The organism is Saccharothrix sp. NBAS 001 (genome assembly GCF_056640475.1).
Genome location: NZ_CM153251.1, coordinates 1,438,109 through 1,459,413, shown reverse-complemented (window position 1 = coordinate 1,459,413; position 21,305 = coordinate 1,438,109). Strand labels below are relative to the sequence as shown.

General features: G+C 75.7%; 9 protein-coding genes and 2 pseudogenes. 5 read left to right on the top strand and 6 right to left on the bottom strand.

Annotated elements, in window-relative coordinates; genetic code table 11:
- The first annotated feature begins 89 nt into the window (after nt 1-89).
- Entirely contained in the window at nt 90-566 is a 477-nt protein-coding gene (nrdR, locus tag AC0HI0_RS06355; RefSeq protein WP_480931312.1) for a transcriptional regulator NrdR, read from the top strand.
- 13 nt (nt 567-579) lie between these two features.
- Here the strand turns inward: nrdR and AC0HI0_RS06350 are convergent, their stop codons facing one another.
- Nucleotides 580-1,095, bottom strand: coding sequence for a DUF6069 family protein (locus AC0HI0_RS06350; protein WP_480931311.1), 516 nt, complete (start codon nt 1,093-1,095; stop codon nt 580-582).
- Between the two features lie 255 nt (nt 1,096-1,350).
- Between AC0HI0_RS06350 and AC0HI0_RS06345 the strand changes: the two genes are divergently transcribed.
- Nucleotides 1,351-1,524, top strand: coding sequence for a transposase family protein (locus AC0HI0_RS06345; RefSeq protein WP_480931310.1), 174 nt, complete (start codon nt 1,351-1,353; stop codon nt 1,522-1,524).
- Nucleotides 1,525-1,728: 204 nt separating this feature from the next.
- On the opposite strand, the gene AC0HI0_RS06340 is transcribed toward AC0HI0_RS06345, so the two are convergent.
- Entirely contained in the window at nt 1,729-3,075 is a 1,347-nt protein-coding gene (locus tag AC0HI0_RS06340; protein WP_480931309.1) for a caspase family protein, read from the bottom strand.
- A 353-nt stretch (nt 3,076-3,428) separates the two neighbouring features.
- On the opposite strand from AC0HI0_RS06340, the gene AC0HI0_RS06335 reads away from it, so the two are divergent.
- Together AC0HI0_RS06335 and AC0HI0_RS06330 are read left to right on the top strand one after the other, a co-directional pair.
- The gene (locus tag AC0HI0_RS06335; RefSeq protein ID WP_480931308.1) at nt 3,429-4,139 is read left to right on the top strand and encodes a DUF5995 family protein; all 711 of its coding nucleotides are present in this window, start codon (nt 3,429-3,431) and stop codon (nt 4,137-4,139) included.
- 129 nt (nt 4,140-4,268) lie between these two features.
- Complete coding sequence (locus AC0HI0_RS06330) at nt 4,269-4,721, top strand: ricin-type beta-trefoil lectin domain protein (RefSeq protein ID WP_480931307.1); 453 nt, start codon at nt 4,269-4,271, stop codon at nt 4,719-4,721.
- 21 nt (nt 4,722-4,742) lie between these two features.
- Here AC0HI0_RS06330 and AC0HI0_RS06325 read toward each other — a convergent pair whose 3' ends face one another.
- Nucleotides 4,743-5,366 (bottom strand): class I SAM-dependent methyltransferase, encoded by a 624-nt coding sequence (locus AC0HI0_RS06325; protein ID WP_480931306.1) that lies wholly within the window; start codon nt 5,364-5,366, stop codon nt 4,743-4,745.
- Nucleotides 5,367-5,598: 232 nt separating this feature from the next.
- Here AC0HI0_RS06325 and AC0HI0_RS06320 point away from each other — a divergent pair, with 232 nt between their 5' ends.
- A complete protein-coding gene (locus AC0HI0_RS06320) occupies nt 5,599-5,778 on the top strand; it encodes a hypothetical protein (protein WP_480931305.1) in 180 nt (59 codons plus the stop codon).
- A gap of 60 nt (nt 5,779-5,838) precedes the next feature.
- Here the strand turns inward: AC0HI0_RS06320 and AC0HI0_RS06315 are convergent.
- The 3 genes and pseudogenes from AC0HI0_RS06315 to AC0HI0_RS06305 all read right to left on the bottom strand — a co-directional run.
- Nucleotides 5,839-7,230: pseudogene (locus AC0HI0_RS06315) on the bottom strand (thioester reductase domain-containing protein); the annotation flags it as partial.
- A gap of 357 nt (nt 7,231-7,587) precedes the next feature.
- A pseudogene (locus AC0HI0_RS06310) lies at nt 7,588-12,063 on the bottom strand (SDR family NAD(P)-dependent oxidoreductase); the annotation flags it as partial.
- Complete coding sequence (locus AC0HI0_RS06305) at nt 12,053-21,286, bottom strand: SDR family NAD(P)-dependent oxidoreductase (protein WP_480931304.1); 9,234 nt, start codon at nt 21,284-21,286, stop codon at nt 12,053-12,055. The pseudogene AC0HI0_RS06310 and the gene AC0HI0_RS06305, both read right to left, overlap by 11 nt.
- Between the last annotated feature and the right edge of the window lie 19 nt (nt 21,287-21,305).

The following is a 21,305-nucleotide window of genomic DNA, read 5'->3' as shown; positions in this document are numbered from 1 at the left end:
CCCGGCTACGGTAGCGCGAGATCTGTCCAGCGCCCGTCGCGACCGCCCCGGCGCGACGGGCGTCCAGGCCGTGGGAAAGGCGACCAGCTGTGCGCTGCCCGTTCTGCCGCAACGCGGACTCCCGCGTGGTCGACTCGCGCGAGGTCGACGAGGGCCAGGTGATCCGCCGCCGGCGGTCGTGCGCCGCCTGCGGGCGCAGGTTCACCACGGTCGAGGAAGCCGTCCTGGCCGTGGTCAAGCGCTCCGGGGCGACCGAGCCGTTCAGCCGGGACAAGGTGGTCAACGGCGTGCGCCGGGCCTGCCAGGGCCGCCCGGTGCACGAGGACGCCCTGCACCTGCTCGCCCAGCGCGTCGAGGAGACCATCCGCTCGACCGGGTCCGCCGAGATCCCCAGCCACGAGGTGGGCCTGGCGATCCTCGGCCCGCTGAGCGAACTCGACCAGGTCGCCTACCTGCGCTTCGCCAGCGTGTACCGGTCCTTCTCGTCGGTCGAGGACTTCGAGAAGGCGATCACCGCGCTGCGCACCGGGCAGGACGACGCCACCGGGCCGGACGAGCAGGAGTAGGCCGCCCCGGCGGTCAGACCCCCGGTCCGCGATCCGGGTACCCACGATCGGTGTACCCGCGATCCGGGTACACCCGGTCCGGGTACGCCCTGGTGCCACTGCGGGCCACCCCGTTGAGCATGAGCACGATCGAGACCCCGAGCACCAGGTTGATCAGGGCGGTCGCCAGGCCGGGGCCACCCAGGCCGCCGATGCCCAGCGGCAGGATCACCGCGATGGCGGTCAGCAGCAACCCGATCCAGGTGAAGAACTGGCGCGACCGGGGCGTGCTGACGATCAGCAGGTTGAGCAGACCGGTCGCGAGCAGCGCCGCCAGCGCGGCGCCCAACGCGTAGGTCACGGTGTTGGCGTTGCCCCACACGCCCTCGCCCTCCGGCGCGAGCACGGCGACCCCGAGCAGGCCGCGCGCGACCAGGATGCCGACGACGGCGAGCAGCGCGGCGACGACGGCCGTGGCGAACCCGCCCGCCCACAGCCGACCGGCGCCCGCCGAGGCCGGCGGCACGAACGCCTCCGTCGGGCCGGTCACCGCGCGCCTCCCGCCCCGGGCACCCGCCGCACGCAGCCCGGCACCACCGACATCGCGACCATCCCCTCTCGACCGACCTCCCGGACAGTGTCGCGCCGACCGGCGCGCGCTGCCCGCCGGCGAACCCCGCTCAGGTCACCGGAACGGGTGAACGCGGGCCGCGTCGCGTGGACGCGCGAAGGCCGGCGCGCGCCGTCCGGTCGTGGTCGGTGTGGACACGTCAGGGGACAATGGACGTGAGGCGGAGGTGGTCCGGTGACGGAGTCGGCAGACGGTTCCCCGGCGGCGTTGCGGGGTGAGCGCGTCGAGGGTGGCGACCCGGTGTGCTGGTTGTCCCGGGTGTGCCCGGAGTGCGGGCTGCTGACCGACGGCGAACCGCCCCCGGTGTGCCCGCGCTGCGGCGCTACGGCCGACGACGACGTGCGCTGAGTTCGACCGGACTGTCGCGGGCGCGACGTGCGTTCTCGTTCGTCGAGGCACTGGTGAAGTGAGGCACCGTGGAAGTTCCGGGCGCGTCGGGTGTGGCCCTGGTGATCGGGCCGGGCGTCGGCCGGATCGTGTTCCGCGCCCCCGACCCCGCCGGGTCGGCACCGGCCGCCCTCACCGCCGGCTGACGGTGGTCCCGCGCCGTTCTCAGCGCCGCAGGACCCGGGCCACGCTGGTGACCAACGCCGCGCCCAGGAGCCAGCCGGCGATCGTCAGCACGTTGCCCATCCACAGGTCCCAGCCCCGGAACAGCCACCGGCTGTCCTGCCCCAGGTCGACGATCGGCAACAACTGGTCGAGGGTGAAGGCCGCCGGGTTCCACACCAGGTGGTCGTCGGCGTTGATCGGGACCGGCGCGGGGCGGACGGTGAACCACACCGTGCCCAGCAGGGTGAACACCGCCAGGCACCACAGGGACCGCAGCGGCCGGTAGCCGTAGCCGGTGCTCCACCGCTGGAGCGCGCTCCAGGTCACGATGAACGGGGCGCTGAGCCGCCGCGCCGCCGCCCTCGCCGCGTAACGGGCCCGCGACTTCGCCATCAGGACTTCCTCGGCGTCGTCGTCGTAGCCCTCGTCGTAGTAGGCGGCGGCGAGCCGGTCGTAGTGGCGCGGGGCGTACCTGGGCAGCCGGCGGCGCAGCTCCCGCAGGCCCTCGCGGGCCGGGACGTGGTCGGCGGGCGGCACGATCTCACCGGTCGTGACCGACTCGCCCACGACCGGGACCCGCAGCGCGGGCGCGCCGCCGTGCCGGAACGCCGCGTTGCGCACCAGCGCCAGTTGGCTCGCGGTGTCCTTGGTCTGCTGGTGGGGCTTCGGCAGGCCCGCCCGGACCAGCAGTTCGCGCAGGTACGGGTACAGGTAGCCGGCCGTGAGCAGCTCCGGGCCGCCGTTGACCCCGTTGCGCAGCAACTGGAGCAGGACGTCGGTGAACGCGGTGAACTCGGCGTCGGCGAGCGCGCGGGCCGTCTGGCTCGGGCCGGACGCGGTCAGCACGTGGGTGCCCTCGACGTCGATCTGGTTGAGCACCGCCGAGACGCCGCCCAGCCGGCCCAGCCGCACCATCGCCTGGCCGCTGTGGCAGCAGTCCAGGACCAGGATCCTGGTCTGCGCCGGGCTGTCCAGCACCGCCCGCTTGACCCACGCGAACGGCACGCCCGTGCTGTGGATGCGGTCGAGGTCCGACTCGCCGACGGTCAGGTACAGCTCCTCGTCGTCCCCGATGACCCCGTGGCCGCTGTAGTAGACGAGCAGCAGGTCCCGCGCGGACTTGGCGACGTCGGTCAGCCAGGCGTCGACGGCCGCCGGCCGGGCCGGGTCGAGCAGCGTGGACACGTTCGACGGCGGGAGGCCGCCCAGGTCGGTGTCGGTGAGCACCGCGTGCAGGGCGCGCAGGTTGTTGGCGACGGCCGGGACGTCGGCCAGGCCGCCGCCGGGGGCGTACGCCGAGGTCCCGATCAGCGCCACCCGCGAGGTGAGCGGATCCGGCAGCCGCACGTCAGCCCTCGCGCGCGACGGTCGGCGGGCACGGCCCGACGCCGGCGTCCCGTGCGGCGGTGCGGGTGCGTTCGACCATCGACGACCTCTCCACGATCGATTCCGGCGGTCAGGCTAGCGCCTCCGGCCGATCACCGGGACGGGTTCGGACGGGTTCGGCACCGGCCCGGACACCCCACCGGTCGGGTCACGCCGAGGGCGGGCGCGCAGCCGTGCGTAGCCGGGGTCACCAGCGCGGGTGAGCCGCCGGGATGGAGGGGTGAACACCGGTCGCGGGCGTTGGCTCGCGGGCGCGGCGGGCGCGAAGATCGGCACGCCGGTGCCCGTGCCGGCGGCACACCAGGGAGCAGCACATGACGAACGCGCCTGTCCAGGCCCCGGCCTCGATCGCACAGGTCGTCCAGCGGATGCGGGAGATCGACCGGGAGTCGGACCCGCACGACGGCGTCGCCTGCTTCAACCGCATGCACCTGCGCGTCACCGAGTTGGTGGAGCAGAACCTCGTCAACGGCTTCTTCGAGGACCCGTCGTTCCTCGAACGCACGGACGTCCTGGTCGCCGAGCGGTACTTCGAGGCCGTCGACGCGGCCAGGGCGGGGCACCGGCCGCCCGGGCCGTGGAAGCCGCTGTTCGACGCGCGCGGCGACCGCACCGTCTGGCCGGTCCAGTTCGCCTTGGCGGGCATGAACGCCCACATCAACCACGATCTCGCGCTCGCCGTCAACGCGGCCTGCCGGGAACGCGGCACCACGCCCCACACCGAGCCCGTCCACGCCGACTACCTGCGGATCAACGAACTGCTCGGCGCGGTCGAGGCCGAGATCCGCGCCGAGTACGAGCCGTTGCTGCTCAAGCTCACCACCGCGCGCGCCGAACAGCTCAAGCACGTCCTGTCCGCCTTCAGCACCTCCCGCTCGCGGGACGCGGCATGGGGCCTGGTGCTGACGCTGTGGGAGCAGCGCGACGTCGAGGTGCTGCACAAAGCCACCCTCGCCACGGTCTCGCACAGCGTCGCGTCGGCGAGCACCGCCCTGCTCACGCCGGTCGTGCCGCCGCCCGCGTAGTCCTCGCCCGGACCGGTTCGGCGGTGCCGGCCGGCACCGGGACCTCCCCGCGCGGCGGGGAAGCCGCCGGCGTCGACACCGGGCGGTCCACCCTTCGGTCTTGTCCCCGACGCGAATCGGAGTTCTCCCATGGTCTTCACCAGGATGGTCGTCGTGCTGTCCGCCGTGCTCGTGTCCGCCGTCGCCCAGCTCCCGGCCGCCCAGGCCGCGCCGGTCGAAGACGTCGTCGCGGAGAGCGTGGCCCACCCCGGGCAGGCGTGGCAGGCCCCGGCCAGGTCGGGGCGCGCGGTCACGGCGCAGCGCCTCGACCGGCAGGACCGCCAGCTCTGGTCGCACCACCACGGAGGCCCGATCGTGAACGCGGGGACGGGCCTGTGCGCGACGGCGGCCGGGAACGGCGTCGTCGCCCTCCCCTGCCAGGACGACGACGCCCAGCAGTGGCACGGGATCAGCCGCGACCCGATGGTGATCCGCAACAGGGCCACCGGCACGTGCGTCGCCCACGGCGGCAGCGCCCAGCGCCTCGTGCTGGCCCCGTGCGACACCGACCGGCCCGACCAGCAGTGGCACGTGCACCCCTGACACCGCCTCGGACCGAGCAGGTCAGGAGCGTCGGGTGGCGCGCACGACGACGTCGTGCAGAGCGGCGTGCGCGCCCCCGTGACCGGGGAGCGTCCGGCGGCCCTCCTCGGCGGTGACGACCGTCCACCCGGTCTCGTCGAGGAGCGCCGTGACGGCCTCGGCGGTGGCGGACGCCTCGGCGGGCGGGTGGTGGTGGCCCACCTCGTGGGTGTGCAGGTGGCCGACGATCAGCAAGGTGCCGCCGGGGGCCACCCAGTCGGCGATGCGGCCGTAGAACTCCAGCTGCGGCGTCGCCGGATGCGCGTAGTGGGTCGTGACGAGGTCGAACCGCGTGCCCGGGTCCCAGACGCCCAGGTCGGCCTCGACCCACCGCAGGCGTTCGGGCGCGCCGCTCGCGGTGGCGCGGTCGGCGGCCTTGGCGAGCGCTTCGGCCGAGATGTCGACGGCGGTCACCCGCCACCCGTGCTCGGCCAGCCAGATCGCCTCGGCCCCCGCGCCGCAGCCCGCGTCCAGGGCCGTGCCCGGGACCAGGTCGCCGGTCTCGCGGGCGAGGTAGGGGTTCGGCGGGTTCGCGGCCATGGAGCCGGCGTCGTCGCCCTGCCGCCAGTGCCGCTCCCAGTACTCCTTGTCGAAGCCGTGCGCCATCGCGTCCTCCCCGTCGGTCCCGCCAGGTCCGGTGATGGTGGCAACCGGACCGGCCGGCCGGCAATTCCTCTTGCCGGACCGGCAAGCCCGGGCCGCCGGGTGCGCCGGTCATCTACGTCCACCTGCGGATGTCTCGCGGGGTCGGCCGGGTGGACGGTGGTGCGGAAGGACCGTCGACGCGACGGAAGGCCCGTGCGACGTCACGGGCCGCCCGACGGAAAGGGGACGCGCAATGGCCGAGATCCGCGAGAACCGTTTCGTGCCGACGACACCGCGGCTGGTCTGCCGCTGGCACCGCGACCGCGCCGGCCGGTTGCGGTGCGAGTGGGGACGGCCCGCCAGGTCCGGGAGCGTGGTCGTGCGGCCGGATCGCGTGCCGGTGTCGCAGGACGTCCTCGGGCTCGGTGCGTGACCGCGCCCCGGACCCGACGTCGAGCGGTGGCGGGGTCGGCGCACCGACCCCGCCACCGGGTCACGGGCGGGGGAAGTAGCCCCGCCCGGTGAAGAAGTCCACGTGTCGCCCGAACAAGTCCAGGGTGGTCGGTGGGCAGGCGATGCCGGTGCCGGCCAGGGCCGCCGCGGTCTCCTCGTCGTCGATCGGCGGGTAGAACGCGGCCGGCGCGGCGGACATCACGTCGAACGCGTCCATCAGCGGCACCAGGGCGTTGCCGCGGTCGGCCAGGATCCGGGCCCGGAACGCCTCGTCGTCCACCGGGTCCAGGCGGTGGCCCCGGCGGCGGAGTTCGGCGATCATCGCGGCCATCGGCAGCGTGGTGCGACCGCTGACGTGGAAGGTCCGCGAGTGCGTGGTCCGGGAGATGTGCAGGATCGCCGAGGCCGCGTAGTCCACCGGCATCAGGCGCAGGTCCACGCCGGGGTCGGCCGGTGCCGCGCCCGCGTCGAGCATGCCCTTCAGGCTCAGCCACACGAAGTCGCGGGTCTGGCACGCCCCGGTCTCCCGGTCGCCCGCGATCAGGTCGACCCGGTACACCGACACCGGCAGGCCGCGCTCCCTGGCCAGCTCCACGACCTGCTCGGCCACCCACTTGCTCTGGGTGTACCCGGTGGGCAGGGCCGCGCCGGGGCCGGACGGGTCGCCCACCGCGATGCCCCGGCCCCCGTTGTCCGACGCGGTCAGGTACACGCCCAGCGTGGACACGTGGTGCAGCGGCACGGTGCGGTGGCGGGCGGCCAGCCGCAGGAGTTCCTTCACCGCCAGCACGTTCGCGCCGCGCACCGCCGCGTACGGCCGCACCCAGTTGACCTCGGCGGCCGGGTGGTAGACGGCGTCCACCGAGCGGGCCAGGGCGTCGAACCGCTCCGGGTCGAGCCCCAGGCCCGGCGCGGCCAGGTCGCCGGGCAGCACGGTGATCCGGGACCGGTCGAGGTCGAGCCCGTACCACTCCAGGGTCGCGTCGAGCCGGGCGCGGGCGGCGGGCTCGTCGGCGGCACGCACCAGGCAGTGCACGTGGGCGCGGGTGTCCGCCAGCAGGTCGCGCAGCAGGTACGCGCCGAGGAACCCGGTGGCCCCGGTGAGCAGCACCTCGTCCGGGTCGGCGGCGACGGTCACCACCTCGGCGGCGGGCCGGACGTCGGGGTCGAGCCCCAGGTCGGCGGCTAGCGCGGCGGCGAGGTCGTCCCGGTCCGGGGCGGCCTCGCCCAGCAGCGCACCGCCCAGGTGCCCGGCCAGCGCGTCGAGCGTCGGGTGGTCGAACACCAGGGTGGTGGGCAGCCGCAGGCCGGTCAGCCCGGCCAGCCGGTTGCGCAGCTCGACCCCGGTCAGCGAGTCGAACCCGAGGTCGGCGAACCGCTCCCGCTCGCCGATCACGTCCGGGTCGGCGTGGCCGAGCACGCCGCCCACCTCGGCGCGCAGCAGGTCCAGCAGCCGCTCCCGGCGGCCCGCCGCGTCCAGCCCGGCGAGGTCGGCGGTCAGCGAGTCGGTGGTGACCGCGCTGTTGCGGGCGGCCGGCCGGGACGGCACGCGCACCAGGCCGGCCAGCGCCGGCGGCACCTGGCGGGGCTGGGCGCGCAGCGCGGCGGTGTCCAGTGGCGCGGCGGTGAGCGCGGGCAGGCCGGTGGCCACGGCCAGGTCCAGCAGGGCCGGGCCGGTGTCGGACGGGATCGGCGGGTAGCCGGCGCGGGCGATGCGCTCGACGTCGGCCGCGCCCAGGTCACCGCCGGCGACGGTCGCCGCCCACAGGCCCCAGGCGACCGACGTGGCGGGCAGGCCGAGTGCCGCGCGGTGCTCGGCGAGCCCGTCGAGGAACGTGTTGGCGGCGGCGTAGCTGGACTGGCCCGCGCCGCCGATCACCCCGGCCAGCGAGGAGAACAGCACGAACGCGGTCAGGTCGTGGTCGCGGGTCAGCTCGTGCAGGTGCCAGGCCGCGTCCGCCTTGGGCCGCAGGACGCCCGCGAGCCGCCCGTGGTCGGTGCCCACGATCAGGCCGTCGTCGATCACGCCCGCCGCGTGCAGGACCGCGCGCAGCGGCCGGTCGGCCGGGACGCCCGCGACCAGGTCGGCGACGGCGGCGCGGTCGGCCAGGTCGCACGCGACGACCTCGGCCCGCGCGCCGAGCGCGGCCAGTTCGGCGGTCAGCTCCGCCGCGCCGGGTGCGGCGGGGCCGCGTCGCCCGGCGAGCAGCAGGTGCCGGACGCCGTGCCGGGTGACCAGGTGGCGGGCGAACAGCGCGCCGAGCGTGCCGGTGCCGCCGGTGATCAGGACGGTGCCCTCCGGGTCGAACCGGTGGGCCGGGCCGCGCGGGACGCGCCGCAGGCGGGGCGTGAACGCCCGGTCGCCGCGCAGGACGACCTGGGCTTCCCCGGAGGCGACGACCGCCGCGACGGCCTGCGCCACGGGTGCGTCGGCGGCGGCGTCGAGCAGCACGAACCGGCCGGGGTTCTCCGACTGGGCGGACCGCACCTGCCCCCACACCGCGGCGGCGGCCGGGTCGGTGACCGGCTCGCCCCCGATGGACATCGCGCCCGTGGTGCGCAGCACCAGCGGTACGTCGGCCCGGCGGTCGTCGTTCAGCCAGGTGTGGACGAGGGTCAGCACCGCGCCGGTGAGCCGGTGCAGCGCGGCGGGCACGTCCTCGCCGGGCTCGGTGGCCAGCGGGACGACCACGGCTTCCCCGCCGAGCCCGCCGGCGGTGGCCGGCAGCAGCACGGGGGTCCACTCGGTCCACAGCAGGGCTTCGTGCTCGCGGCCGGGCGCGGCGGCGACCGGTCCGACCACCAGGTCGGCGGACACGACGGGCTGCCCGGAGCGGTCGACGGCGCGCAGCCGCAGCCCGTCGCCGTGCGGGGTCAGGGTCGCCCGCACGGCGACCGCGCCCACGGCGTGCACCCCGGCCTCGCGCCAGGCCACGACGTGCCCGCCGGCGCTGCGCACGACGTCGTCCAGCAGCGCCGGGTGCAGCAGGTACCCGTCCGGGCGGTGCGACTCGGCCAGCTCGGCCTCGACCTGCGTCACGTCGACGGCAGGCGGGTCGGCGGGCGGGCCGCCCGGTTCGGGGCGCACGCCGCCCGGCACCAGCACACCGGTCGCGGCGGCGGTCCACAGCTGTTCGCCGTCCTCCGGGCGGGTGTGCACGGCGACCTGCCGCACGCCGTCCGCGTCCGGTGCGCCGACCCGGACCTGGAGGTGCAGCCCACCCCGCCCGGGCAGCGCGAGCGGGGTGTCCACCCGCAGTTCCCGCACCGCCGGGCAGCCGACCTCGTCGCCCGCGCGCAGCACCACGTCCAGCAGCGCCGCCGACGGCAGCAGCACCGCCCCGTCCGCGTCGGGGAGCGCCCACGGCACGGACCGCGCGGTCACCCGGCTGGTGAACAGCACCTCGTCCGCGCCCGCCAGGTGCACGGCCGCGCCGAGCAGCGGGTGGCCGGCCGGGGTGAGGCCGAGCGCGGCGGTGTCCAGCGTCTGCGAGCCCGCGACGTGCCAGAACCGCTCGTGCTGGAAGGCGTAGGTGGGCAGCGGCACGGTCCGCGCGCCGGGGAACGCCCGCCGCCAGTCGACCGCGACGCCCCGGCTGTGCAGCACGCCCAGCGCCCGCAGGAACGTCTCGGGGCCGCCCTCGTCGCGGCGCAGCGTCCCGGTGAGCACGACCTCGTCGCCCGCCGTCTCCTGCACCGAGACCTGGAGCACCGGGTGCGGGCTGACCTCCACGAACACCCCGTAGCCGGCGTCGGCGAGCGCGGCGACCGACCGCGCGAACTCGACCGTGCCGCGCAGGTTGCGGTACCAGTAGCCGGCGTCGAGGCCGGCGGTGTCCTGCCAGTCGGCGGTGACGGTGGAGAAGAACGGGATCGTCCCCGCGCGCGGCTCGATGGGCGCGAACGCCGCCAGCAGCTCGTCACGCACCAGCTCGACCTGCGGCGAGTGCGAGGCGAAGTCGGTGTCGAACCGCTTGACCCGCGCGCCGTCGGCCTTGCACGCGGCGAGGAACTCCTCCAGCGCGTCCCGGTCGCCGCCGACCAGGACGCCGTTCGGCCCGTTCTCCACGGTGACCGACAGCTTCCCCGGCCACGCCGCCAGCCGGGCCGTGACCTCGGCGCGCGGCAGCGCGACCGCGCCCATCCCGCCGACGCCCTGGAGCTTGAGCGCGATCCGGCTGCGCAGCGCGACGACCCGGGCGGCGTCCTCCAGCGAGAGCGCGCCGGCGACGTGCGCGGCGGCCACCTCGCCCTGGGAGTGGCCGACCACGGCGTCGGGCCGCACGCCCCGCGCCTGCCACAGCGCGGCCAGCGACACCATGACCGCGAACAGCACGGGCTGCACCACGTCGAGCCGGTCCAGCGCGGGCGCGCCGTCCCGGCCGCGCAGCACGTCCTCCAGGGAGAAGTCGACGAACGGCTCCAGCGCCTTGGCGCACAACGCGATCTGCTCGGCGAACTCGGGCGAGGAGTCCAGCAGCGGCACGGCCATGCCCGCCCACTGGCTGCCCTGGCCGGGGAAGACGAACACGGTCCGGCCGACCTCGCCGGCCGTGCCGCGCACGACCGCCGGGCTGTCCGCGCCCTCGGCGACCGCCGCGAGCCCGGCCAGCAGCGCGGCCCGGTCGGTGCCGACGACGACGGCCCGGTGCTCGTGCGCGGCACGGGTGGTGGCCAGCGAGTGCGCCACGTCGTAGGGGTCGGCGTCGGCGGGCAGGGCGGCGGCCAGCCGGGCGGCCTGGGCGCGCAACGCCGCCGCGCCCCGGCCGGACAGCACCCACGGCACGGCGGCGGGCGCGGGACGCGGGACGGGCTCGACGTCCTGCTCCGGCAGGACCTGCTCCAGCACGACGTGCGCGTTGGTGCCGCTGGCCCCGAACGCCGACACCGCGCCGCGCCGGGGTCCGCCGGTCCTCGGCCAGTCCCGGGGTTCGGCGAGCAGCTCGACGTCGCCGGCCGACCAGTCCACGAACGGGCTGGGCTCGGCCAGGTGCAGGGTGCGCGGCAGGTGCCCGTGCCGGATCGCCTGGATCATCTTGACCAGCCCGGCGATGCCGGCTGCGGCCTGGGCGTGGCCGATGTTGGACTTGAGCGAGCCCAGCAGCAGCGGCCGGCCGGGCGGGCGGCCCTGGCCGTAGGTGGCGAGCAGGGCCTGGGCCTCGATCGGGTCGCCGAGCTTCGTGCCGGTGCCGTGCGCCTCCACCGCGTCCACATCGGACGGTCGCAGGCCCGCGTCGGCGAGCGCGGCGTGGATCACCCGTTCCTGGGACGGGCCGTTGGGCGCGGTGAGCCCGTTGGACGCGCCGTCGGAGTTCACCGCGCTGCCGCGCACCACCGCCAGCACCCGGTGGCCGTTGCGGCGGGCGTCGGAGAGCCGTTCCACGACCAGCACGCCCCCGCCCTCCGACCAGCCGATCCCGTCCGCGGCGGCGGAGAACGGCTTGGAGCGGCCGTCGACGGCCAGGCCGCGCTGCCGCGCGCCGTCGAGGTAGCCGCCGGGGTGCGCGGCGATGTAGACCGCGCCGGCCAGCGCCAGGTCGCACTCCCCCGCGCGCAGCGCGCCCGCCGCGAGGTGCAGCGCGACCAGGCCGGAGGAGCACGCGGTGTCGATCGACACCGAGGGGCCCTCCAGACCGAGGGTGTAGGAGATCCGGCCGGACGCCATGGAGCTGAGCTTGGAGGTCATCTGGTAGCCCTCGAACTCCGGCGGGCCGTCCAGGTCGAGGTAGCTCTGCTCGACCAGCCCGGCGAACACGCCGGTCCGGCTGCCGCGCAGGGTGGTGGCGTCGATGCCGGCGTGCTCGACGGCTTCCCACGCGGCCTCCAGCAGCACCCGCTGCTGCGGGTCCATGGCCAGCGCCTCGCGCGGCGAGATGCCGAAGAACGCGGCGTCGAACCCGCCCGCGGTCTCCAGGAAACCGGCTTCCCGGATGTAGAACTTCCCGGGCGCGGCGGGGTCGGGGTCGTAGAGCGCGTCGAGGTCCCAGCCCCGGTCGTCGGGGAACGGCCCGATGCTGTCGCGGCCCTCGACGGCCAGCTGCCACAGCTCGTCCGGGTCGGCCGCGCCGGGGTAGCGGGCGGACATGCCGACGATCGCGATCGGGTCGTCGCGGGTCGCCTCCAGCTCGGCCACGCGCTTGCGCGCCCGGCGCAGGTCGGTGGTGACCCGTTTGAGGTACTCGACCAGCTTGGCCTGGTCGTCCTGCGGTTCGGCCATGTCGGGCGCGTCTCCTTCTGCTGGGTGGGCCGGGCGGTCAGTCGGCACTGCCGAACTCGCTGTCGATCAGGTCGAGGATCTCGCCGACCGACGCCGCCGAGATCTCCTCGTCCACGTCGGCGCGGTCGGGTTCGAGCACCGCGAGCAGGTCCCGCAGCCGCCGGGCCACCGCGTCCGCCCGCGCGCCGTCGAGCCGCCCGGCGGCCAGCGCGCCCTCCAGGTCGGCCAGGTGCGCCAGCGGGCCGGTCGCCGCGTCGAGCCGGGCCAGCACGAACTTGGCCAGCGCGGCGGGTGTGGCGTGGTCGAACAGGGCGGTGGCGGGCAGCGCGACGCCGAGCGCCGAGCCCAGCCGCTTGCCTAACTCGACGGCGGTCATCGAGTCGAACCCGGCGTCGTGGAACGCCCGGTCGCGGCCGATCGCGGCCAGGTCGCCGTGCCCGAGGACGGCGGCGGCCTGGCCGCGGATCGCGTCCAGCACGGCGCGTTCGCGGGTGTCGTCGTCCAGTCCGGACAGGTCGAGCCGGGCCGGCGGCGGGGTGGCGGCGGGCGGCACGAGGTCGCGGAACAGCGCGGGCACGCCCCGGTCGCGGACCACGTCGACCCGGACCGGGCCCGCCACGAGCAGCGTCTCGGCCACGCCGAGGGCGGCGTCCAGCAGCAGGACCGCCGTGGCCGGGTCGACCGGGCCCACCACGTCGTCGGGACGTCCCCAGGCGATGACCCGGGCCGGGCGGCCTTCGGCGAAGGCGGTCAGCGCCGTCGCCTCCTCCGTCGGCGCGGGCGATATCGCGGCGATGTCGGTGAACAGCACGAACAGCGCGTCCGGCGCGACCTCGGCGAGCCGGTGGGCCTGTTCGGCGGTCGCGTCGGCGAGCACCACCGCCGCCACGGCCTGCCCGGCGAGGGCGGCCGGGTCCGCGTCGAGCAGCCGTGCCGGGCCGTGGCGTTCGGCCAGGTGCCGGGTCAGCCAGTCCGGGCCGGACACCGCGATCCGGCCGTCGAGCGCCGGGGCCGGGCCCGGGGTGACGGGGGTGAGCCTCGGCGCGAAGGGGATCCCGTCGCGCCACTGGACAACCGGTTCGCCCCCGGTGGCCGGGCCGGTGCGGTCGTCGGCCCCGCCCGAGGTCGCCGGCCCGGTCGGGATCTGCACCCAGCGCACGGCGAACAGGGCGTCGCCGGGGTCGGGCGCGACCTGGTCGACGTCGACCGGGACGACCTCCTCGACCGCGAACACCACCGTGCCGTCGGCGTCGAGCAGCGCGGCGGACGTCCCGGTGACGGCGGCCCGTTCCGGCGCACCGCCGGGGAACCTGCGCACGCCGCGCCAGTGCTTGCGCCATCGGGTGTCGTCGGCACGCGGGAGTACCGCGTCCACCACGATTTCGGGCAGTTCGGCGGGCACCTCGACCGAGAGCGGCACGGCGGTGCCCACCGCCGGCGGGGCGCTGGTCGTGGTGAGCACGCCGGACGCCGCTTCGGTCCACGGACCGCCGGCACGGGTCCGGACGTGCGCGGTGAGCTGTCGATCACCGTCCACGCCGGGAGAACCGACCCGGATCTGGTAGGCGACCGTGCCGCGGGCCGGCACCGCCACGGGGTCCGTCAAGTCCATTTCGGACAATGTCGGCGCGCCCACGGACTCCCCCGCGCGCAGCGCCAACACGGCCACCACCGCCCCGGACAGGACCGGCACGCCCCGCACGGCGTGCCCGTGCAGCCACTCGGCGGCGGGCAGTTCTCCGGTGAGCAGCGCGCTTCCGTCGGCCAGGACCACGGGCGTGCCGAGCGGGTCGCGGTCGGCACGCCCCCGATCGGCGGTGAGCCAGTAGTCGCGGTGCTCGAACGGGTAGGTGGGCACCGCCACCGGCCGGGCTCCGGTGCCCGCGAAGTAGGCCGCCCAGTCGACCTCCGCACCCAGCGCGTGCGCGGTGCCGAGCGCCGACAGCAGCGTGCCCGGCTCGGCGCGTTCCCGGCGCAGCAACGCGACGGCGGGCACCTCGGCGGAGAGTCCGACCAGGGCCGACAGCACCGCGTCCGGCCCGAGTTCGACGAACCGCCCGACGCCGTTCGCGGCGGCGGTGTGGACGGCGTCGCCGAACCGCACGGTCCGGCGCACCTGCGCGACCCAGTAGTCCGGGTCGGCGAACTCGTCGCCGGAGACCAGGCTGCCGGTGAGCGTGGACGCCACCGGGATGCGCGGCGGCCGGAAGTCGAGCTGTGCCACCACGTCCCGGAATTCCGCGAGCATGGGGTCCATCCGCGCCGAGTGGAAGGCGTGCGACACGGACAGCCGGGTCACCTTCACGCCGTCACCGGCCAACCGGTCCGCGACCCGGGACACCGCCGTTTCCTCGCCCGACAACACCACCGATCGCGGACCGTTCACCGCCGCGATCTCGACGTCGGGTTCCAGCAACGGCAGCACCTCCGCCTCGCTCATGCGGACGGCGACCATCGCGCCGCCGGTCGGCAGCGCGGCCATCAGCCGGGCGCGGGCCGACACCAACCTCACCGCGTCGTCCAACGACAGCACACCCGCGACGTGCGCGGCAGCGACCTCACCCACGGAGTGCCCGACCACGAAATCCGGGCGCACACCCCACGAACCCAGCAGGTCCGCCAGCGCCACGCCCAACGCGAACAGGCCGGGCTGCGCGAACCCCGTCCCGTCGAGCCCCACACCCGACACCACCGCCTCCCGCAAACCCGGGAAACGGCCCAACAAACCGGAATACACCTCACCGAAAGCCGGAAAAGCCTCCGCCAGACCCAACCCCATACCCGCCCGCTGCGCACCCTGACCCGGGAACAGGAACCCGGTGTCGCCGGTGACCGGCTCCGCGAGCGGCCCGTCCACCAGTTCGCGCAACCCGTCGAGCAGCGCCGCGCGGTCGGCCCCGACGACCACGGCCCGGTGCGGGAGGGCGGCACGCCCGGTCGCCAGGGCGGCGGCCACGTCGAGCGGTTCCACGGCCGGGTCCGCCAGCCGCGCCACCACCCGGTCGGCCCACGCGCGAACCGCTTCCGGGGTCGCACCGCGCAGCACGAGCGGGAGCACGGCGGGCACGGCCCGGTCCGGCGGCGCGGCCTGTTCGGCGGGTTCCTCGATGATCACGTGCGCGTTGGTGCCGCTGATCCCGAACGACGACACCGCCGCCCGACGCGGACGATCACCGGACGGCCACGGCTGCTCCTCGGTGAGCAGCCGGACCGCGCCGCTGTCCCAGTCGATGTGCGGGCTGGGCTCGTCGGCGTGCAGGGTGCGCGGCAAGGTGTTGTGCCGCAGCGCTTCCACGACCTTGATGATCCCGCCGACACCCGCAGCGGCTTGAGAGTGGCCGATGTTGGACTTCAGCGACCCCAACCACAGCGGACGGTCCCGGTCACGGCCGTAGGTCGCCAGCAGGGCGTTGGCCTCGATCGGATCTCCCAGGGACGTTCCGGTGCCGTGCGCCTCGACCGCGTCCACATCGGACGGACGCAGGCCCGCGTCGGCGAGCGCGGCACGGATGACCGCCTCCTGGGCGGGACCGTTGGGCGCGGTCAGGCCGTTGGAGGCGCCGTCGGAGTTCATGGCGGTGCCCCGCACGACGGCCAGCACGCGATGTCCGTTGCGGCGGGCGTCGGACAGGCGTTCCACGACCAGCACGCCGACGCCCTCGGCCCAGCCGGTGCCGTCCGCACCGGCACCGAACGCCTTGCAGCGCCCGTCCGGCGACAACCCCCGCTGCCGCGAGAACTCCACGAAGGCCGTGGGCGTCGCCATCACCGCCGCACCACCGGCCAGCGCCAGATCGCACTCGCCGCGCCGCAGGGCCGCAGCGGCGAGGTGCAGGGCCACCAGCGACGACGAACACGCGGTGTCGACGGTGAGCGCGGGCCCGGTGAGCCCGAACGCGTAGGCGACCCGGCCCGACGCGACGCTGCCCGCGCTGCCGGCCGCGAGGTAGCCCTCGACGCCGTCGGGCAGGCGGTCCACGCCGGTGCCGTAGTCGTGGTACATCACCCCGGTGAACACCCCGGTCCGGCTGCCCCGCACCGAATCCGGCGCGATGCCGGCGGATTCGAACGCCTCCCAGGTGGTTTCCAGCAGCAGTCGCTGCTGCGGGTCGGTGGCCAGCGCCTCACGCGGCGACATCCCGAACAACCCCGCGTCGAACCCCGCCACATCGCCCAGAAACCCACCCGAACGCGTGTAGCTGTGCCCCACCCGATCAGGATCCGGGTCGTACAACGACTCCACGTCCCAACCACGATCCCCCGGGAACGGACCAACCGCGTCCACACCATCAGCCACCAACCGCCACAGATCCCCCGGCGACGCCACCCCACCCGGATAACGGCACCCCATGCCGACGATCGCGATCGGTTCGGTGGTCTCCACCGCCACCACCGGCTCGGCGGACCCGGTGCCCGCGAGTTCGCGGTCCAGGTGGGCGACGAACGCGGCCAGGTCGGGGTGGTCGAACACGACCGTGGCGGGCAGCCGGACGCCGGTCGCGGCGGCCACCCGGTTGCGCAGCTCGACCGCCGTCAACGAGTCGAAACCCAGGTCGCGGAACGGTTTGCGCTCGGCGATGCCGGCCGGGTCGGCGTGCCCCAGGACGGCGGCGGCCTCGGCGCGCACCAGGTCGCGCAGGGCCCGCCCGCGTTCCTCCGGGCCGAGCCCGGCCAGCCGGTCGGCCGGGGCCGGGGCCGGCGTGGCCGGCCCGAGCGAGCCGGCCGCGGCCAGGTCCAGCCGGGCGGCGGACGGTGTCGCGTCCGCGCCGGAAGCGGCCAGGTCGAACAGCGCCAGTCCGTCCTGAGTGGACAGTGCACGGACGCCGACGCGTTCGAGCCGGGCCAGGTCGGCCGTGCCCAGTCCGGCGCGCAGCGAGCTGTCGGCCTCCCACAGGCCCCAGGCGATGGAGACGGCGGGCAGCCCGGCCGCCGCCCGCAGCGCGGCGAGGGCGTCGAGCGCGGTGTTGGCGGCGGCGTAGTTCGCCTGGCCCGCCGTGCCGAGCACACCGGCCAGCGACGAGTAGAGGACGAACGCCGTCAGGTCCCGGTCGAGGGTCAGCTCGTGCAGGTGCCAGGCGGCGTCGGCCTTCGGCCGCAGGGCGGCGTCGAGCAGCTCCGGGGTGAGGTCGGTCAGCACCCGGTCGTCGGTGACGCCCGCCAGGTGCACCACCGCCCGCAGGTCCGGCAGGTCGGCGACCACCCGGGCCAGCGCGGCGCGGTCGGCCACGTCCACCGCCAGCAGCCGGACGCCCGGCCCGGCCAGGTCCGCCGCGCCGGGCGCGTCGGCTCCGCGCCGGCTGAGCAGGACGACGTCGTGCGCGCCGTGCGCGTCGACCAGGTGGCGCACCAGGGCCGTGCCGAGCGCGCCGGTCGCCCCGGTGACCAGGACGGTGCCGGCGGACCAGGACGGCGGGGTGCCGGGCGCGGCGGACGCGCGGGTCAGCCGGGGCGCGAGCAGCGCGCCGGCGCGGATCGCGACCTGGGGCCGGCCGGTGGCCGCCGCGAGCCGGGGATCGCCGTCGCCGTCGACGAGCACGAACCGGTCCGGGTGCTCGGCCTGGGCCGAGCGCACCAGGCCCCACACGGGTGCCTGCGCCAGGTCGGTGGGCGGGCCGCCGGCGGCCACCGCGCCGAGCGTGTGCACCACCAGCGGGCCGGGGCGGTCGTCGGCCAGCCACCGCTGGAGCCGGGCGAGGGTGGCGTGCACCGGGTGCCGGTCGGTCGGGCCGTCGCCGGCCGGGACGGTGAACACCTCGGCCCGGACCGGGCGGTCCGGCACGGGCACCGGCCGCCAGTCGACGGTGTGCAGGCCGTCGGGCCCGGTGCGGGTGAGCGGGCGCAGGGTGAGCGCGTCGACGGTGGCGACCGGCCGGCCCCCGGCGTCGGCGAGCAGCAGGGCGACCGCGCCGTCCGGGCGCGGGGTGAGGCGGACCCGGGCGGGCGTGGCCGTCGGGTCGAGCACCTCGACGCCGGCCCAGGCGAAGGGCACGCGCGGGTCCGGGGAGTCCGGGATCAGCACGTGCAGCGCGGCGTCGAGCAGCGCCGGGTCGAGCACCGCGCCCGCCGGCCGGTCCGGCAGCGCGATCTCGGCGTGCCGCACGTCCGACCGCCAGCCGCCGACCAGGCCCCGGAACGCGGGCCCGTACTCCAGCTCCACCGCGGCGGCCAGCCGGTAGACCTCGGTCACGTCCACCGGCTCGCCCGCCGGGGGCCACGCCGACAGCGCGTCGGCGTCGGCCCGGCTCGCGGGCGCGACGGTGCCGGTGGCGTGGGTGGTCCACGGGCCGTCGTCCGCACGGGCGTGCACGGCGACCGCGCCGGCGGCGGACACCTCGACCTGGACGTCCAGTCCGGCCCCGAGCACGAGCGGCGCGGTGAGGACGAGGTCGCGCACGCGCGGCGCGCCCACCTCGGCACCCGCGCGCAGCACCCAGTCCAGCACGGCCGCTCCGGGCACGACGACGTCCGCGCCCACCCGGTGGTCGGCCAGCCACGGGTGCGTGCGCAGCGACGTGCGGCCGGTCAGCAGCACGCCGCCGTCCGCCGTGTGCACCACCGCGCCGAGCACCGGGTGCCCGCTCGCGGTCAGGCCGAGGTCGTGGGCGTCGGCGGCGGGGCGCACGGGGTCGATCCAGTACCGCTCGGTCCGGAACGGGTAGGTGGGCAGCGGGACCGTGCGGGCACCCGCGAAGAACGCGGACCAGTCGACGGCCGCGCCCCGCGCGGCGAGGGTCGCGACGGCGTTCACGGCGGTGGCGGCTTCGTCGTGCTCCGGGCGCAGCAACGGGAAAGCGGCCACGTCGCCGGGCAGGTCGGCGGTCTCCACCAGGGCCGACAACGTCGTGGCGGGTCCGAGTTCGAGGAACCGGGTGACGTTGTTCGCGGCGGCGGTGTGGACGGCGTCGCCGAACCGCACGGTCCGGCGCACCTGCGCGACCCAGTAGTCCGGGTCGGCGAACTCGTCACCGGACACGACATCGCCGGTCACGGTGGACACCACCGGGATCTGTGGCGGCCGGAAACCGAGCTGTGCCACCACGTCCCGGAATTCCGCGAGCATAGGGTCCATCCGCGCCGAGTGGAACGCGTGCGAGACCGACAGCCGCGTCACCTTCACGCCGTCACCGGCCAACCGGTCCGCGACCCGGGACACCGCCGTTTCCTCGCCCGACAACACCACCGACCGCGGACCGTTCACCGCCGCGATCTCGACACCTTCGGCCAGCAGGGGAAGGACGTCGTGCTCGGTCGCCCGCACGGCGACCATCGCCCCGCCGGTCGGCAGCGCGGCCATCAGCCGGGCACGGGCCGACACCAACCTCACCGCGTCGTCCAACGACAGCACACCCGCGACGTGCACGGCAGCGACCTCGCCGACCGAATGCCCGACGAGGAAATCCGGGCGCACGCCCCACGAACCGGTCAACTCCCCCAGCGCCACGCCCAACGCGAACAAGCCAGGCTGCGCGAACCCCGTCCCGTCGAGCCCCACACCCGACACCACCGCCTCCCGCAAACCCGGAAAACGGCCCAACAAAACGGAATACACCTCACCGAAAACCGGAAAAGCCTCCGCCAGACCCAACCCCATACCCGCCCGCTGCGCACCCTGACCCGGGAACAGGAACCCGGTCCGTCCGGACACCCTCGTCACGACGGGGCCGCCGTCCGCGACTGCCCGCAAACCGGCCACGAGTTCCGCGCGGTCCCTGCCGGTGACGACGGCGGAGGCGGCCAAGCGGGCACGGCCGGTGGCGAGGGTGTGGGCGATGTCGGCGGGTTCCCGGGTCTCCGCCACGTCCAGCAGCCGGATCGCCTGGTCGCGCAAGGTGATCGGGTCGGCGGCGGACAGCACCCACGGCAGCACGGGCGGCGCGACCGGCGGCGTGGTGGTTTCCGCTTGGTACTCCTCGACGATGACGTGCGCGTTCGTGCCGCCGAAGCCGAACGACGACACCCCGGCCCGGCGCGGGCGTTCCCCCGCCGGCCACGGCTGTTCCCGGGTCAGCAGCCGCACCGCGCCGCTGTCCCAGTCCACGCGCGGGCTGGGCTGTTCGGCGTGCAGGGTCCGGGGCAGCACCCCGTGCCGCAGCGCCTCGACCACCTTGATGATCCCGCCGACGCCCGCCGCCGCCTGCGCGTGGCCGATGTTGGACTTCAGCGACCCCAACCACAGCGGACGGTCCCGGTCACGGCCGTAGGTCGCCAGCAGGGCGTTGGCCTCGATCGGGTCGCCCAGGGACGTTCCGGTGCCGTGCCCTTCGACCGCATCCACATCGGACGGTGTCAACCCCGAATCCGCCAGGGCGGCAAGGATGACCCGTTCCTGTGACGGCCCGTTGGGCGCGGTCAGGCCGTTGGACGCGCCATCGGAGTTCACCGCCGAACCGCGCAGCACGGCGAGCACGTGGTGGCCGGCCCGCAGGGCGTCGGACAGGCGTTCCACCGCGAGCACGCCGACGCCCTCGGCCCAGCCGGTGCCGTCCGCACCGGCACCGAACGCCTTGCAGCGCCCGTCCGGCGACAGCCCGCGCTGCCGGGAGAATTCGAGGAACGGCATGGGGGTCGCCATCACCGCCGCACCTCCCGCCAGCGCCAGATCGCACTCGCCGCGCCGCAGGGCGTTCATCGCCAGGTGCAGGGCGACCAGCGAGGAGGAGCAGGCGGTGTCGACCGCGATGGACGGCCCGACCAGGCCGAACACGTAGGACAGCCGGCCCGCCGCGACGCTGCCCGCGCTGCCGCTGTACAGGTAGCCCTCGAACTCGCCGGGCGACGGGCGGCTGCCGTAGTCGCTGTACATCAGACCGGTGTAGACGCCGACCCGCCGGTCCCGCAGTCCGTCCGGGCGGATTCCCGCGTACTCCAACGCTTCCCACGCGGTCTGCAACAGCAGTCGCTGCTGCGGGTCGGTGGCCAGCGCCTCACGCGGCGACATCCCGAACAGTTCCGCGTCGAACCCGGCCGGATCCCGCAGGAACCCGCCGGACCGGGTGTAGCTGTGCCCCACCCGATCAGGATCCGGGTCGTACAACGACTCCACGTCCCAACCACGATCCCCCGGAAACGGACCAACCGCGTCGACACCACCGGCCACCAACCGCCACAGATCCCGCGGCGACGCCACCCCACCCGGATAACGGCACCCCATGCCGACGATCGCGATCGGCTCGTGCCGCCGGTCCTCGGCCTCCCGCAGCCGGTCCCGGGCGTCCTTGGCCTCGGCGACCGCGCGCTTCAGGTACTCGCGGAGCTTGTCCTCGTCTGCCACCGTTCCCGCTTTCCTCCGT